This is a genomic window from Bradyrhizobium sp. AZCC 1721 (assembly GCF_036924715.1).
GTDB lineage: Bacteria > Pseudomonadota > Alphaproteobacteria > Rhizobiales > Xanthobacteraceae > Bradyrhizobium.
This window is the reverse complement of record NZ_JAZHSB010000001.1, coordinates 5,293,382-5,308,813: the sequence shown is the minus strand read 5'-3', so window position 1 is coordinate 5,308,813 and position 15,432 is coordinate 5,293,382. Positions and strand designations below refer to the sequence as shown.

The 15,432-nt window shown below is 63.9% G+C and carries 10 protein-coding genes and 1 pseudogene; 9 read left to right on the top strand and 2 right to left on the bottom strand.

Features of this window, described 5'->3' with window-relative positions:
* The first annotated feature begins 140 nt into the window (after nucleotides 1-140).
* A complete protein-coding gene (locus V1273_RS25630) occupies nucleotides 141-560 on the top strand; it encodes a nuclear transport factor 2 family protein (protein ID WP_334411307.1) in 420 nt (139 codons plus the stop codon).
* A gap of 138 nt (nucleotides 561-698) precedes the next feature.
* Here the strand turns inward: V1273_RS25630 and V1273_RS25625 are convergent, their stop codons facing one another.
* Nucleotides 699-1,457, bottom strand: coding sequence for a GntR family transcriptional regulator (locus V1273_RS25625; RefSeq protein ID WP_334411306.1), 759 nt, complete (start codon nucleotides 1,455-1,457; stop codon nucleotides 699-701).
* A 192-nt stretch (nucleotides 1,458-1,649) separates the two neighbouring features.
* Between V1273_RS25625 and V1273_RS25620 the strand changes: the two genes are divergently transcribed.
* From V1273_RS25620 to V1273_RS25600, 5 genes are all read left to right on the top strand, one after another.
* Nucleotides 1,650-2,513 carry an ABC transporter ATP-binding protein gene (locus V1273_RS25620; RefSeq protein ID WP_442893765.1) on the top strand — a complete coding sequence of 288 codons (864 nt, stop codon included), beginning with the start codon at nucleotides 1,650-1,652 and terminating at the stop codon, nucleotides 2,511-2,513.
* Nucleotide 2,514: 1 nt separating this feature from the next.
* Entirely contained in the window at nucleotides 2,515-3,291 is a 777-nt protein-coding gene (locus tag V1273_RS25615; RefSeq protein WP_334381182.1) for an ABC transporter permease, read from the top strand.
* A gap of 44 nt (nucleotides 3,292-3,335) precedes the next feature.
* Nucleotides 3,336-4,361, top strand: a complete 1,026-nt coding sequence (locus V1273_RS25610; RefSeq protein ID WP_334364025.1) for an ABC transporter substrate-binding protein — start codon at nucleotides 3,336-3,338, stop codon at nucleotides 4,359-4,361.
* Between the two features lie 117 nt (nucleotides 4,362-4,478).
* A complete protein-coding gene (locus tag V1273_RS25605) occupies nucleotides 4,479-5,906 on the top strand; it encodes an amidohydrolase family protein (RefSeq protein ID WP_334411305.1) in 1,428 nt (475 codons plus the stop codon).
* Nucleotides 5,907-6,110: 204 nt separating this feature from the next.
* On the top strand, nucleotides 6,111-9,431 hold the full coding sequence (locus V1273_RS25600) for a carboxyl transferase domain-containing protein (RefSeq protein WP_334411304.1): 3,321 nt from the start codon (nucleotides 6,111-6,113) through the stop codon (nucleotides 9,429-9,431).
* A 1,006-nt stretch (nucleotides 9,432-10,437) separates the two neighbouring features.
* Here V1273_RS25600 and V1273_RS25595 read toward each other — a convergent pair.
* Complete coding sequence (locus V1273_RS25595) at nucleotides 10,438-12,048, bottom strand: flavin-containing monooxygenase (RefSeq protein ID WP_334411302.1); 1,611 nt, start codon at nucleotides 12,046-12,048, stop codon at nucleotides 10,438-10,440.
* A gap of 189 nt (nucleotides 12,049-12,237) precedes the next feature.
* Between V1273_RS25595 and V1273_RS25590 the strand changes: the two are divergent.
* From V1273_RS25590 to V1273_RS25580, 3 genes and pseudogenes are all read left to right on the top strand, one after another.
* A pseudogene (locus tag V1273_RS25590) lies at nucleotides 12,238-13,837 on the top strand (GMC family oxidoreductase).
* A gap of 7 nt (nucleotides 13,838-13,844) precedes the next feature.
* Entirely contained in the window at nucleotides 13,845-14,294 is a 450-nt protein-coding gene (locus V1273_RS25585; RefSeq protein ID WP_334411301.1) for a hypothetical protein, read from the top strand.
* A gap of 83 nt (nucleotides 14,295-14,377) precedes the next feature.
* Entirely contained in the window at nucleotides 14,378-15,403 is a 1,026-nt protein-coding gene (locus tag V1273_RS25580; RefSeq protein ID WP_334411300.1) for a S1C family serine protease, read from the top strand.
* Nucleotides 15,404-15,432: the final 29 nt, after the last annotated feature.

Sequence of the window (15,432 nt, the reverse complement as noted above, 5' to 3'; positions counted from 1 at the left end):
TGGAGAAGGTCTCAACCTATCGGAAGCGGGGGCGACGGGCAGCTCCAGATTGTGTGCAATTGGAAGGCTGAACTGTTCAAAATATGTGCATGCAGTTTGTGGGCTGAACTGTAGTATCCCTGGCATCAGGAGAAGCCGCCATGTCTGTCGCCGCTAAAACCGAAGTGAAGGGAATGTCCGACGCCGAGGTGGTCAAAGCCTACCTCACGGCATCGATGATCCCGGATCCCGATGCGGCCGTGGCCTACATGAAGCCGGGCACGATCATCACCTTCACCGGTGGACGTGAGTTCGACCATCCCCGCGGCCCGACCGGCTTCAACGCGCGGCGCTATCGCTGGGTCAAGAAGAAGATGGACCGCTTCGACGTCTGCCCGGGCGCCGAAGAGACCGTCGTCTACAGCATCGGCACGCTCTACGGCGAATGGCTCGACGGCACGCCGTTCGAAGGCAATCGCTATGTCGATCGCTTTGTGGTCAGGGGTGGGCTGATCGTGAAGATGGGCGTCTGGAACGACAGCGCCGAGCGGATTTTGGTTCAGATGGGGATTGAGGCGTGAGGTCGTTCCCCGGATGCTGGGCAGCGCGCCGCACTTGCGGCGTGGTGCGCTGCTGATCCGGGGCCCACCCGCTGCTGCCGTGGGTCCCGGCTCTGCGGAGCAGCGTTTCACGCTGCGCCGCGTCCGGGACACGTCGCCCTACCTCGCCCGCTCCACCTTCGGCAGCTTCACCACCCGCTCGCTTTCGCCTTCCTCGGCATAGGGCGCCAGAATATCCAGCAAATCGCGGCCGCGCGGCGGGGCGGGGGCTACCAGCGCGCGGCTGGCCACCGAATCCAGGTGGCTGTGCATCAGGCTCATCACCTTGGCCTCGTCGCCCTTGACTAGCGCGGCGATGATTGCGCGGTGCTCGTTGATCGCGCATTCCGACGAATGCGGGCGGCTGTAGAGCGATAGCGTCAGGCAGCAGCGATAGGCGACCTCGCTGACGTAACGCACCAGGATCGGACTGTTCGTCATGTTGGCGAGCAGGATGTGGAATTCCGTCGCGAGGCGGATCGACACCGCATCCGAGCCGTCGCGCGCGCGATCCTCGGCATCGACATGGGCGTTGAGTTCGGCAATCTGGCTCTTGGTCAGCTTGCCGGCGAGTTGCCGCACCACCAGACGCTCGAGTTCGATCCGGATATCAAAGGCATCGCGCGCTTCCTGCCAGCTCGGCGTCGCCACCACGGCGATCCGGTTGCGGCGCAGTTCGACGAGACCTTCCGCTGCCAATTGGCCCAGCGCATGCCGCGCAATGGTGCGGCTGACGCCAAACCGCTCGCCGAGCGAATCTTCCGGCAATTTCGCGCCGGGCGCCAGCGCCTGCTCGATGATGGCGCGGCGCAGCGCGCGGCAGATCACGCCGACCTTGTCGGATGGGACAGCAGTCTTGCTGGCGGGGCGGGGCGCCATCGGCGAATCCTGACGGGTGCTTCGAATGGGTCCTCTTATCACAATTGCCGCCTGATTGTGCGCCTCAATTGCATGCACTTTGAGGGCGGAATTGCACAAAAGGAATCCGCCGGATCGGGCGGCAAATCGCAGCCCCCTTGATTTCAGAGGCAAGTTTGGCTGGCATCCGGTTTGCATGCACTTCCAGCCATGATGCGCATGCAACCACATTCCGAATTTCAGGGCACGCCGGTTCCGGGCTCCGCAGCTCCGATAGCGATCGAACTGTCGGAGGCTTCCGTCACCTTCGGCCGCGGCGCCCGGGCGGTGCCGGCCCTGTCCACGACAAGCTTGCGGATCGCCGATGGCGAGTTCGTCGCGCTGGTCGGGCCGTCCGGCTGCGGCAAGTCGACCATCCTGCGGCTGGTGAGCGGCCTGGTGCAGCCGACATCGGGCGTGGTCATCGTCGGCGGCCGCGAGGTGGCGGCGCGCGCTTTACGCGTCGGCATGGCGTTCCAGAATCCGACCATGCTGCCCTGGATGACGATCGAGCGGAACATCATGCTGCCGCTCAAGATCGTCGAGCCGTTCCGCTCGCAATTCCGCAAGCTGCGCAAGACCGAATTCCGCGACAAGGCCAATGCGCTGCTCGAGCAGGTCGGCCTCAAGGGGTTCGGCAACCGCTACCCCTGGCAACTCTCCGGGGGCATGCTTCAGCGCGCCAATCTGTGCCGCGCGCTGATCCACGAGCCGCGCATGCTGCTGCTCGACGAGCCCTTCGGCGCGCTCGACCAGTTCACGCGGGAAGAGCTGTGGTCGATCCTGCAGGACCTCTGGATCGCGCACAAGCCGACCGTGCTCTTGGTGACGCATGATCTGCGCGAGGCTGCCTTTCTCGGCGGCCGCATCTGCGTGATGAGCGCGCGTCCGGGCCGCATCCTCGATGACAGCCGCGTCGACTTCGCCCGGCCACGCACCGTGGCCATGACCTTCGAGCCGGATTTCGTCGCGCTGAACCAGAAACTGCGCGCGTTCATCGAGGATGCCCGTACCGCGTCAGCGCAGGGAGCAGCCTGACATGCCCGATCTCGATTATCGCCAGAAAGCCTGGTCGGCGGCACTGATCGTGCTGTTCTTCGTCGCCTGGGAATTGTTCTGCCTGATATCAGGCATGTCCGACCTGGTGCTGCCGCGTCCCTCGCAGGTATTCGTCACGCTGGTCGAGAAATTCCCCACCCTGTGGCCGCATATCCTGCAGACGCTGGCGACGACGATGGTCGGGTTTGTTCTTGGCGTCGGCCTCGGCGTCGTATTGGGCGCGGTGATCGGCGTCTCGAAAACCGCGTATGATACGGCCTATCCCCTGCTGGTCGGATTTTCCTCGATTCCGAAGGTCGCCGTGGTGCCGATCTTCGTGCTGTGGTTCGGCTCCGGTTCGGTGCCGGCGGTGCTGACCGCGCTCTCGATCTGCTTCTTCCCGATCGTGGTCAACATCGCGACGGGACTGGCGACGACCGAACCCGAACTCGAAGACGTGCTGAAAGCACTCGGCGCCAGCAAGTTCGACATCCTCTGGAACGTCGGCTTGCCCCGCACCATGCCGTTCTTCTTTGCCTCGCTGAAGGTCGCGATCTCCTACGCCTTCGTCGGCGCGGTATTGTCGGAGACCGTCGCCTCGAACCGCGGCATCGGCAACGTGATGATGACCGCGTCCTCGAATTTCAATGTGCCGCTGGTGTTCGCCGGCCTGTTCGTGCTCGCCGGCCTCGGCGTCGCGCTCTACGTGATCTTCTCGGTAATCGAGGGGCGCGTCACCGGCTGGGCCACCCGCAAGAACGACATGATCGCGACATGAAAGTTTTCGCCAACCGCCATCGAACCCCCGTCGAGGAGAATACGATGTTAGCCAGAGTAAGCGCCGTGCTGTTGGGAGCCGTCTTGTTTGCCGGCGCCGCCAATGCCCAGGAGACGACGATCAAGTTCACGCTGGGTTGGAAAACGCAAGGCTCGGATGCCGCGTTCTTCTACGCCAAGGACAACGGCTTCTTCAAGGAAGAGGGCCTCAATGTCGTGATCGATCAGGGCGAGGGCTCCGGCGCGACGGTGACGCGCATCATGTCGGGCGCCTATGACGCCGGCTTCGGCGACGTCAACGCCATCATCCAGAACGCCTCGACCAAGCCGCAGGACGCGCCCGTGATGGTCTACATGATCTGGAACCAGCCGCCGTTCGCCATCGTCACCAAGAAGACCAGCGGCATCAACACCATCAAGGACTTTGAGGGCCGCACGCTCGGCGGCGCGCAGGGCACGCCGACGACGCGGTTGTTGCCGGTGTTTGCCAACAAGAACAAGCTCGAGGGCGAGAAGATCAAGATCTCCAACATGGCGCCGAACCTGCAGGAGCCGATGCTGATCAAGGGCGATATCGACGCGGCGCTCGTGTTTAACATCACGAGCTACTTCAACCTGGTGCTGAACCGCCAGGATCCCGACAAGGACTACAGGTGGTTTTCGTTCGGCGATTACGGCCTCGATCTCTATTCCAACGGCATGATGGTGTCGCGCAAGCTGCTGGCGTCCAACCCGAAGGCCGTCGCTGGCCTCGTCCGCGCCGTCAACAAAGCCGTTATCGCGATCGCCAAGGACCAGAATGCCGGGATGAAGGCCGCGTTGAACTACGACAATCTGATCAATGCCGAGGTCGAGAAGCGTCGCCTGCAGTTTTCCTTCGACAAGCTGATCGTGTCGCCCGAGATGAAGGAGATCGGCGTCGGCGATGTCAAGGACGACCGCATGGCCCGCGCCATCGGTATCATCGTCGAAGGCTACCAGCTCGCCCGCGCGCCGGCGCCTGCGGAGATTTTCTCCCGCGAATTCCTGCCGCCGCGCGCCGAGCGGGAGTTGGTGTATACGGCGAATTAACAACCGGTATATCCGTTCGTCATTGCGAGCGAAGCGAAGCAATCCATGTCGCCGCACGGGGATGGATGGAATTGCTTCGTCGCTTCGCTCCTCGCAATGACGGAGTGCGGTGATACAATGGAAATCGCGGCACATAGCCTATTCTCCGGCACCGACCATGGTCTGCTCGACAACGTCGTGCTTCAACACGACAACGGCCTCGTCACGTCCATCTCGCCAGCGACGCCGTCCACAACCGGCCCGCGCTCCCTCATTCTTCCCGCCTTCGTCAACGCCCATGATCACGCGCGGCCGACCGCGTCCTCGTTCGGCGCGCTCGGCATGCCGCTGGAAAGCTGGATCCTGCGCTCTGCGCTCGGCACGCCGGTCGATCCCTATCTGACCGCGGCGTCTGCGCTGGCGCGATCGGGTTGCGCGGCGATGATGGTGCACTACACCCGGCCAAGCGGCACCATGCCGCTGGTCGAGGAGGCAAAGGCGATTGCGCGGGCGGCGTCCGATGTCGGCATCCGCATCGCGTTTGCGCTCGCGGTACGCGACCAGAACCCGGTCGTCTATGGCGACAGCGAACCGGTGCTGTCGCAGCTCTCAAGCGACGATCGCAAGGCCATTGAGGAATTGTTCGTCCGCGCGCCGATGTCGCCAAAGGCCTATATCGAACTCACGGATGCCATCGCCTCGGCCATCGCAGGTCCAAAAGTCGATGTGCAGCTCGGCCCCGCGGGCGTGCAATGGTGCTCAAAACCGCTGCTCGAGGCGGTAGCCGAGAATTCGGCGCACACCGGGCGACGCATCCACATGCATCTCCTGGAGACAATCTATCAGCGCGCCTGGGCTGACCAGCATTTTCCGGATGGCGTCGTCCGTTATCTCCGCGACATCGGCTTCCTGTCGGAGCGGCTGACGCTGGCGCATTGCATCCACGCCCGCCCCGACGAGATCGAGATGATCGCAGCCTCCGGCGCGCGTATCGTCACCAACTTCTCCTCCAATTTGCACCTGCGCTCGGGTCTCGCGCCGATCGCCGCGGCGCACCGGTGTGGCTGCGCCATCGCGGTCGGCGTCGATGGTCTCGCGCTCGACGAAGACGACGACGTGCTGCGCGAGATGCGGCTGGTGCAGATGATGCACGGCGGCCGCGGCTTTGAGCGAACCTGGACCGCTGCCGGATTCCTCGCGCTCGCGATCGCCAATGGCCGCAAGGCGACCGGCGCGCCCGGAACGGGCGCTCTCATATCAGGCGCGCCAGCCGATTTCGTCACCATCGATCTCGATCGGCTTGACCGCGACCGGATCATGCCGGTCGATCCCATCGATCTCCTGTTCGCCCGCGGCAACGCGTCTCTCTTGCGCGACGTCGTGGTGGACGGACGGCTGATCGTTAGCGAAGGCCGTTGCACCGGTGTCGATCTCCCCGCAATCGAACGGGAGTTGAGCGGAATCTACCGGGCCAACGCAAGGCAACTCTCGCCATTTCAACGCGCCTGGCCGCTGCTCGCAGCGTCGCTGCAGGGCTGGTTCGAAGCCCAGCTCGATTGCCGGTAGAGCGCTAAGCGCCTCAGTAGCTGTGTGAATTCCGTCATGTGGAACGAAATTCCACTTGCGCAGAATCTCGGCAACGGTTCATGTCGAGTAAACAAGAAACTGCCGGTAGCCGCCTCGCGCTGCTGATTGGGGTATGGGAAGCAAGCGGGGCGAGGTGAGCCGATCGCCGCATCATTTCGCTCTGCTGTCCAGACGGAACCGTTCATGTCTTTCCACAAGCTGCTGATTGCCAACCGCGGCGAGATTGCCATCCGCATCGCGCGCGCCGCGGGCGACGCTGGCCTTGCGACGGTCGCAATCTACTCCGCCGACGACGCGCAATCGCTGCATGTCCGCGCCGCCGACGCCGCCCTTGAAATCCCCGGGCGCGGCGCGCGGGCCTATCTCGATATCGAGGCGGTGATCGCAGCCGCCAAGGCGACCGAATGCGACGCCGTGCATCCCGGCTATGGTTTCCTCAGCGAGAATGCCGGGTTGGCCCGCCGCTGCATCGAGGAAGGTATCGTCTTCGTCGGCCCGTCGCCGGAAGCGCTCGATCTGTTCGGCGACAAGGCGCAGGCCAAGGCGCTGGCAAAAAAATGCGGCGTGCCTGTTATCGAGGGCACCAGCGGGCCGACCAGCCTCGATGAGGCCAAGGCCTTCCTGGAATCGCTCGGCGCAGGCGGCGCCATCATGATCAAGGCCATCGCCGGCGGCGGTGGCCGCGGCATGCGCATCGTCGACGACGCGGGCAGGCTGGAGGAGGCCTATGCGCGCTGCCAATCCGAGGCGATGGCGGCCTTCGGCAGCGATGGTGTCTATGTCGAGCGCCTGATTCGCAATGCCCGCCACATCGAGGTGCAGGTCATCTGCGACCACCACGGCGCGATCAGCCATTTGTGGGAGCGCGAATGCACGATCCAGCGCCGCAACCAGAAGCTCATCGAGGTCGCGCCAAGCCCGTCGCTGAACGACGCCTTGCGCTCGCGCATCATCGACGCCGCCAAGGAGCTTGCCGCCGCCGCGAACTACGACAATCTCGGCACTTTCGAATTCCTCGTCGATAACGACGCCAGGACCAGCGACAAGGCGTTTGCCTTTATCGAGGCCAATCCGCGGCTGCAGGTGGAGCATACCGTTACCGAGGAGGTGCTCGGCCTCGATCTCGTGCAGTCGCAGCTTGCGGTCGCGGCCGGTGCGACGCTGGGCTCGCTCGGGCTTGCGCAGGGCTATATCCCGAGGCCGCGCGGCTTTGCGATCCAGCTCCGCGTCAACATGGAGGTGATGGACGAGACCGGCGCCACTAGGCCGACCGGCGGGACGCTGGCCGTGTTCGACCTGCCGTCCGGCCCCGGCGTGCGCGTCGATACGTTCGGTTATTCGGGTTACCGGACCAGCGCCGCCTTCGACTCGCTGCTCGCAAAGGTCATCGTGCATTCGCCAGGCGGCAACTGGACCGACGTGGTGCATAAGGCCTCGCGGACGCTGCGTGAATTTCGCATCGGCGGTGTCGCCACCAACGTTCCCTTCCTCGCGGCGATTTTGGCGCATCCGGATTTCGTCGAGAACCGTCTCAGCACCGGCTTTATCGACAAGCATGTCGCCGATCTGGTTGGCGAAACCAACACGACGGCGGAGACGGAACTGGTCGAATCCGGCAGCGCTTCCGATGACGAGACGCTCGCGATCGCGGTCGCGGCATCGGCAACCGGCCCGGCAGGTTCGGTCGCGGTGCCAGCGCCGCTGCAAGGCACGATCGTCGCGATAGACGTCGAGGAGGGAGACCTCGTTCGCCCCGGCCAGCAGATCGCCGTGCTCGAATCCATGAAGATGGAGCATCTGGTCACGGCGCCGCAGGGCGGCCGGGTGACGCAGATCGCTGCCGGCTCCGGCGTGACGCTGATGCAGGACGAGCCGATCCTCTATCTGGAGCCTGCCGAGATCGACGCCCATGATGCCACCGAGGAGGACGATATCGATCTCGACCACATCCGCCCCGACCTCGCCGAGTTGATCGAACGCCATGCCATCACACTGGATGAGAACCGGCCGGCCTCGGTCGAACGACGGCGCAAGACCAACCAGCGCACGGCGCGCGAGAACATCGCGCACCTCGTCGATGAAGGCTCCTTCGTCGAATATGGCTCGCTCGCCATTGCCGCGCAGCGCCGCCGCCGCACGGTCGACGACCTGATCCGCAACACGCCGGCCGACGGCCTGATCTCCGGCGTCGCCACCGTGAACGCAGAAAAATTCGGCGCGGACGCCGCACGCTGCATGGTGATCGCTTACGATTACACCGTGCTCGCCGGTACCCAAGGGCACATGAACCACAAGAAGATCGACCGCATGCTCGGCTTGGCCGAGCAATGGCGGCTGCCGCTGGTGTTCTATGCCGAAGGCGGCGGCGGCCGCCCCGGCGATACGGACAGGCTCGGCATGACCGGCCTCGACGGGCCGTCCTTCGTGCAGTTCGCAAAGCTCTCGGGGCTCGTGCCGGTGATCGGCGTCGTCTCCGGCTATTGCTTTGCCGGCAACGCCGCGATGCTCGGTTGTTGCGACGTCATCATCGCGACGAAGAATGCCTCGATCGGCATGGGCGGACCGGCGATGATCGAGGGCGGCGGGCTCGGCGTCTATCACCCTGCTGAAGTAGGTCCGGTGTCCTTCCAGTCGCCGAACGGCGTCATCGACATTCTGGTCGAGGATGAAGCGGAGGCGACATCCGCGGCGCAGAAATATCTGTCCTACTTCCAGGGCGCGGTCGCCGACTGGAAAGCGCCGGACCAGCGCCTGCTGCGGCGGTCCATTCCGGAGAACCGGCTGCGGGTCTACGACATCCGCAGCGTCATCGATCTCTTGGCCGACGAAGGCTCGGTGCTGGAGATCCGCCGGGATTTCGGCGTCGGCATGATCACCGCCTTTATCCGTATCGAGGGAAAACCGTTCGGCCTGATCGCCAACAACCCAAAGCATCTCGGCGGCGCGATCGACGCGCCGGCCGGCGACAAGGCCGCGCGCTTCATGCAGCTCTGCGACGCCTTCGACATTCCGATTATATCGCTCTGCGATACGCCGGGCTTCATGGTCGGACCCGAAGCGGAGAAAACCGCGATCGTGCGCCATGTCGCGCGCATGTTCGTGACCGGCGCCAGCCTCACTGTGCCGATGTTCGGCATCGTCCTGCGCAAGGGCTATGGGCTGGGCGCGCAGTCCATGATCGGCGGTGGCTTCCACGCCTCTTTCTTCACCGTGGCCTGGCCGACCGGCGAGTTCGGTGGCATGGGGCTGGAAGGCTATGTCCGGCTCGGTTTCCGCAAGGAGATGGAAGCAATCGAAGACCCGGTCGAGCGCGAGGACTATTACAAGGCCAAGGTCGCCGAGCTCTACGCCAACGGCAAGGCGGTCTCGATCGCCTCGGTGCTCGAGATCGACGAAGTGATCGATCCCGCCGACACGCGGCACTGGATCATGTCCGGCCTGCGTTCGGTGCCAAAGCCGGAATTGCGCAGCGGTCGCAAGCGGCCGTGTATCGATGCGTGGTAGTACATCGTCCCTGCGAAAGCAGGGACCCATAACCACAGGGCTGCATTGTTGAAGGACGTCGATCCGCGCGCGCCACAATGACGGCCGCGGCGTATGGGTCCCGGCTCGCGCTTCGCTTGGCCGGGACGACGGACAGTAGTGCGTAGGGGTAGGCAAAGGCGCGATAGCGCCGTGCCCACCATTCCATCACCGATCGCGCTGCTTGATGGCGGGCACGCTTGCGCTTTGCCCACCCTACGGCATCTGTGACGCCCGATGGGGCAAATCACTTCTGATTTTCCGAAACCGCGTCAAGCCCAGGAATCAAAAATATTCTGCTTTCGTTCTCACCCAAATCAGTCGCATAACTCCGTCCGTCTCACGGCAGATGAGGGGCGTTGGCCATCGTCACTAACGTGCGGTGAGATGCGATGGACGCAGATGGCGCGATAGACGTTGCGTGCCGGATGCGTACGGCGAAGTCGTGTGGTTCTGATGTCGCGGTGCTGGCATTAAGTCCTTAAGAAGCGAAAGCTTCTCCGGGGCGACGGTGGCAAAAAGGCCGTTCGCCGAGAAGAGCACGAAGTAAGCCGTAAAGCCATTGCGCAGGGAAGGCCGGGATGCTCCCGCTGTACCTGTATGCTCGTGTGCGTTTCCTTTTGCGCACTTTGCACACGAGACCGCGGGTGCGGCGCGCACCCGGTCTTCCCTGCGCCCTCTGAACAAGAGGGCGGGAAGTTGAGAGCAAAGCTCGGACGCAATGCGTCGCGAGAAGGCCGCCTCATATTCAGTCGTCATCCCCGCGAAGGCGGGGATCCAGTATTCCAGAGACAGCAGTGATTGAACCGATAGGCCGCGGCGTACTGGATCCCCGCCTGGCGCGGGGGGATGACGATGGCATGTTGTGTCGCTACTTCCCCGTCATTGCGAGCGCAGCGAAGCAATCCATCTATCCCCGAGCCGAGACGTGGATTGCTTCGCTTCGCTCGCAATGACGGGAGGAGGCATTGCCGGCATGACGATGACGCTACCCCAGCCTCAACTCGTCATACCCCTTGGCCGCTACCTCGTCGCACCTCGCGCGATAAGCCGGCGCGCTGCCGCTGTAGCGGGCGACGATGCGCCTCTGTTTGCCTTCGACGTTGGAATTGATGCCGGTCATCCAGGAGTTGACCTCGTTGGACAGCAATCCCTCGCCGAGCGCCTTGACGTGATCGGTCCAGGATTTCACGCCATCCGGCGTCGCTTCCAGCCGCGTCAACCCCTCTTTGATCGCGAACAGGAGCAGCCCGGTGACCCAGTCGACGCTGTATTCGATGCTGCGCGGGATGTTGCCGAGCGCGGTGTGTGGTCCCATCAGCATCAGCATGTTCGGAAATTCATGCACCATGATGCCGAGATAGGTCTCCGGTCCTCGCTTCCATTTGTCCTTCAGTCGCGCGCCGCCAATCCCGCGAAAATCGATCTTGTCGAAACTGCCGGTGATGGCATCGAAACCGGTCGCATAGATGATGATGTCGAACTCGTAATCCCGTTCGCTTGTCCTGATGCCCTCAGGCGTGATCCGCTCGATCGGCGTCTCGTTGATGTCGACCAGCTCGACGTTGTCCTGGTTGTAGACCTCGTAATAGAAGGTCTCGAGCGGCAAGCGTCGCGTACCGAAGCCGTGATTTTTCGGAACCAGCTTTTCCGCGACCGCCGAATTCTTCACGCGCTGCCGGATCTTGCGCGCGACGAAATCGGAGATCGTGGCGTTCGCCTTGCGGTCGATCAGTATATCGCGAAAATTGCCCTGCCAGATGCCGAAGCCGCGCTCGCCATAGAGCTTTTCATAAAACGCCTCGCGCTCCTCGTCCGACACCTCGAACGCGCCGCGCGGGTCCGGCGTGTGCAGGAAGCAGGCGAAGGTTTCCTGGCAACGGGCGAAGATCTCGGGATAGTCGGCCTTGATCTTCTTCTGGGTTTCGGCGTCGATCTTGCCGTTGTGCAGCGGCGCGCACCAGTTCGGCGTGCGCTGGAATACGGTGAGGTGGCCGACCTGTCCCGCAATGGTCTGGATGGTCTGCACGCCGGTAGCGCCGGTGCCGATCACGGCGACGCGCTTGCCGGCAAAGTTCACCGGCTCCTTCGGCCACCGCGCGGTATGAAAGGAGGCGCCCTTGAAATCCTCGCGGCCCTCGATCCGCGGCAGGGTAGGCGTCGACAACGGCCCGATCGCGGTGATCAGGAAGCGCGCGTCGAACCGGCTGCCGTCCTCCAGCGTAATGGTCCAGCTCCGCGTATCTTCCCCGTAAGTAGCCGCCGTCACCCGGCTCCTGAACTGGATATCCCGGCGCAGGTCGAACTTGTCGGCGACGTAATTGAGATAGCGCAACGTCTCCGGCTGGCCCGCAAAATGCTCCGACCACTCCCATTCCTCCAGCAACTCCTTCGAGAACGAGTAGCCATAGGAATAGCTCTCGGAATCGAAGCGCGCGCCGGGATAGCGGTTCCAGTACCACGTGCCGCCGACATCGGTACCGGCTTCGAACACGCGCACGCGAAACCCATGCTCGCGCAGCCGGTAGAGCTGGTACAGCCCCGACATGCCCGCGCCGATGATGATGGCGTCGTAGTCCGGAATCGGCGTCGCCTCCATGCGTATGGTTTGCTCAAAAAGCTACCCCGTCTCGCGTCCGCAAACAAACCTGTATCATGGCGTGGCTGGGTTGCGCGTTTGTCCCGCCAAGTCGGCCTCGCTCGGCTTTACTGCCGGCAGCATCTGCCCCTATCGTGGAGCCCAGATCGCCTTCAAGGCGACGCTAGTTCAGGGAGCGAAGCGACCGCAATGAACGACCCCGTTGACGTCCTCATCATCGGCGCCGGCGCGTCCGGCGCGGCGGTGGCGTGGAGCCTGGCTGAAACCAAAATGCATATCCTCTGCCTCGACCAGGGCGGCTGGATGAAGCCCTCGGAATATCCGAGCACGGGGCGCGACTGGGAGGCGAAATTTTATGGCGACTGGTCGACCAGCCCGAACGTCGCGCGGCCGGCCCGAGGACTATCCAATCAACGACGACAACTCGCCGATCAAGGTCGTGAACTTCAACGGTGTCGGCGGCTCGACGGTGATGTACACCGCGCATTGGCCGCGGCTGCATCCGTCCGATTTCAAGGCGAAAACGCTCGACGGCGTCGCCGACGACTGGCCGATCGACTACGACACGCTGGTACCGTTCTTCGAAGAGAACGACCGCATGATGGGGGTCTCGGGTTTGTCGGGCGATCCGTTGTCGCCGCTGACGCATCCGCCTATGCCGCCGCAGCCGCTCGGACTTTCCGGCCCGCTGATCGGCAAGGCCATGAACAAGCTCGGGTGGCATTGGTGGCCGTCGGACACCACGGTCGCGACGACGGATTACGAGGGCCGGGCGCGCTGTATCAATCTCGGCCATTGCACGCCGGCCTGCGCGCAAGGCGCCAAGGCCTCGACCGACATCACCTATTGGCCGCAGGCGATCCGCGCCGGCGTCGAGCTCAAGACCCATTGCCGCGTGCGCGAGATTCTGACCAACGAGCATGGCATGGCCTCGGGCGTCGTCTATTACGACAGGGATGACGTCGAGCAATTCCAGCCGGCCGAAGTCGTCATCATCGCCTGCAACGGCGTCGGCACGCCGCGGCTGCTCTTGAATTCGGTCTCCGGCCGCTTCCCGAATGGCCTGGCCAATTCATCCGGCCTGGTCGGCAAAAACCTGATGTTCCATCCCTATGCGCAAATCTACGGTTTTGTGAAGGAGCCGACCGATTCCAACCGCGCGCCGCCGACTTGCCTCTGGAGCAAGGAGTTTTACGACACCGATCTCTCGCGCGGCTTCGTGCGCGGCTACGGCATCCAGTTCGGCCGCGGCGCGGGGCCGGTGTTCGAAGCCGTCGCGAGCGAACAGAAGGGCATCTTGCCATGGGGCGCGGACCATCACCGCGTGTTCCGCAAGCTCAACGGCCATCGGCTCGCGGTATCTGCGATCTGCGAGGATCTGCCCGAGGAGCACAACCGCGTCACGCTCGATCCCGTGCTGAAGGACAGCCATGGGATTCCCGCGCCGAAGATCGACTACACGATCAGCGAAAACAGCCGGAAAATGATGGAGCATGGATTGGCGCGCGGCCGGGAAATTCTCGAAACCGCCGGCGCCACCGACATCTGCATCAACAACCCGATTCCCTGGGGCGGCTGGCATCTGCTCGGTACCGCGCGGATGGGCACCGATCCTGCGCGCTCGGTGGTCAACGAATGGGGGCGGTCGCACGACGTGAAAAACCTCTTCATCGTCGACGGCAGCGTGTTCGTCACGTCAGGCGGCGTGAACCCGACCTCGACCATCCAGGCGATCGCGCTCTACGTTGCCGATCAGATGAAGCAACGCCTTGCCAACCTCTTCGATTGAGACCGCGATGTCCGCAGCCAATGAACTGACCAAAGCCCAACGCGACGATCTCCGCACTATTGCTGCGATGATCATTCCCGCCAGCGACGAGTACAAGGTGCCCGGCGCCGACGATCCCGCAATCCAGGCCGACATGCTGGCGACGCTCGGCCGCGATACTGCGATGGTGCGTGCCGCGCTCGACCATCTGGCGCGTCTGGCCGGCAAGCCGCTGGCTGAGCTTGAAGCAGCGCGGCGCGATGCGATCGCGACGGAGTTCCGCGCCACCGGCGGCGTTGCGGCGGCTACGCTCGTCCGCGTCGTCCTGCAATGCTACTACCGCGACGATCGCGTGCTGCGCTCGCTCGGGCTGGAGCTTCGCGCGCCATTCCCGAAGGGCCACGTGCTGGAAGAGGGGGACTGGTCGCTGCTAGACCCCGTCAAGGCGCGACCGGCGAAGCTCAGAAGGGCGCCCTAGCAGGCCTGCCCTGCGCTGCATGCGCGGGCACCTTGCGCAGGCGGTTCCCGGCCACCATCTGATGAGGCCGAAGGAATCTCGCCATGTTGGATTTTACCTCAGATATCACCGATGACGGACTGTCGTCGCGAACCGCCGAGCCTGCCCGTGACAATGACCGGGTTTTGCTCGATGCCTATTCCAATGCCGTGATCGATGTGACCGAGCGGGTCGGTCCCGCAGTCGTGCGCGTCGAAACCGGGCCGAAGGTGCGCAGCGTGCGTGAGCGCGGCGGACTTGGCTCCGGTATCGTCATCTCGCCCGACGGTCTCGTGCTGACCAACAGCCATGTGGTCGGATCATCGAAGGAGATCAGGCTGCGCGACACCGAAGGATTCGTCACCGACGCTCACGTGCTCGGCGTCGATCCAGACACTGATTTGGCCTTGCTGCGGGCCGACGGCGCGCGCGATCTGCGTTATGCCTCGCTCGGCAATTCCAAGAGCCTGCGTCGCGGCCAACTCGTGGTCGCGATCGGCAATCCGCTCGGCTTCGAATCGACGGTAACCGCCGGCGTGGTGTCGGCGCTCGGCCGCTCGATCCGTTCGGTGAGCGGCCGGACCATCGAGGACGTGATCCAGACCGATGCTGCGCTGAATCCCGGCAATTCCGGCGGGCCGCTGGTGTCGTCGGCGGCAGAAGTGATCGGCATCAACACCGCGATCATCAACGGCGCGCAGGGCATCTGCTTTGCGGTCGCCAGCAACACGGCGCAGTTCGTGCTGTCCGAGATCATCCGCCACGGCTATGTCCGCCGCGCCTATATCGGCGTTGCAGGCCAGACCGCGCCGATCCCGCGGCGGCATGCCGTGGTCGCCGGCGTCGACAACAAGATGGGGGCGCTGCTGGCGCGGATCGAGCCGGACAGCCCGGCCGCGAAGGCGGGACTGTTGCCGGGCGATGTCGTGATCAAGCTCGACGGCGTCGAGATCAACGGCGTCGACGATCTGATCCGCGCCCTCGATCGCGACCGTATCGGGCGGACGCTCGTGATGGATGTATTGCGCATGGGAAGATTGCGGGCGATCGACATCCACCCGGTGGAGCGCAAACAGGTGGCGCGGCAGTGATGCTGCTCACCCTCTCCCACAAGGGAGGG

Coding starts and splice junctions, on each gene's coding strand:
- V1273_RS25630 (WP_334411307.1), top strand. CDS start 141: ATGTCTGTCGCCGCTAAAACCGAAGTGAAGGGAATGTCCGACGCCGAG.
- V1273_RS25625 (WP_334411306.1), bottom strand. CDS start 1,457: ATGGCGCCCCGCCCCGCCAGCAAGACTGCTGTCCCATCCGACAAGGTC.
- V1273_RS25620 (WP_442893765.1), top strand. CDS start 1,650: ATGCGCATGCAACCACATTCCGAATTTCAGGGCACGCCGGTTCCGGGC.
- V1273_RS25615 (WP_334381182.1), top strand. CDS start 2,515: ATGCCCGATCTCGATTATCGCCAGAAAGCCTGGTCGGCGGCACTGATC.
- V1273_RS25610 (WP_334364025.1), top strand. CDS start 3,336: ATGTTAGCCAGAGTAAGCGCCGTGCTGTTGGGAGCCGTCTTGTTTGCC.
- V1273_RS25605 (WP_334411305.1), top strand. CDS start 4,479: ATGGAAATCGCGGCACATAGCCTATTCTCCGGCACCGACCATGGTCTG.
- V1273_RS25600 (WP_334411304.1), top strand. CDS start 6,111: ATGTCTTTCCACAAGCTGCTGATTGCCAACCGCGGCGAGATTGCCATC.
- V1273_RS25595 (WP_334411302.1), bottom strand. CDS start 12,048: ATGGAGGCGACGCCGATTCCGGACTACGACGCCATCATCATCGGCGCG.
- V1273_RS25585 (WP_334411301.1), top strand. CDS start 13,845: ATGTCCGCAGCCAATGAACTGACCAAAGCCCAACGCGACGATCTCCGC.
- V1273_RS25580 (WP_334411300.1), top strand. CDS start 14,378: ATGTTGGATTTTACCTCAGATATCACCGATGACGGACTGTCGTCGCGA.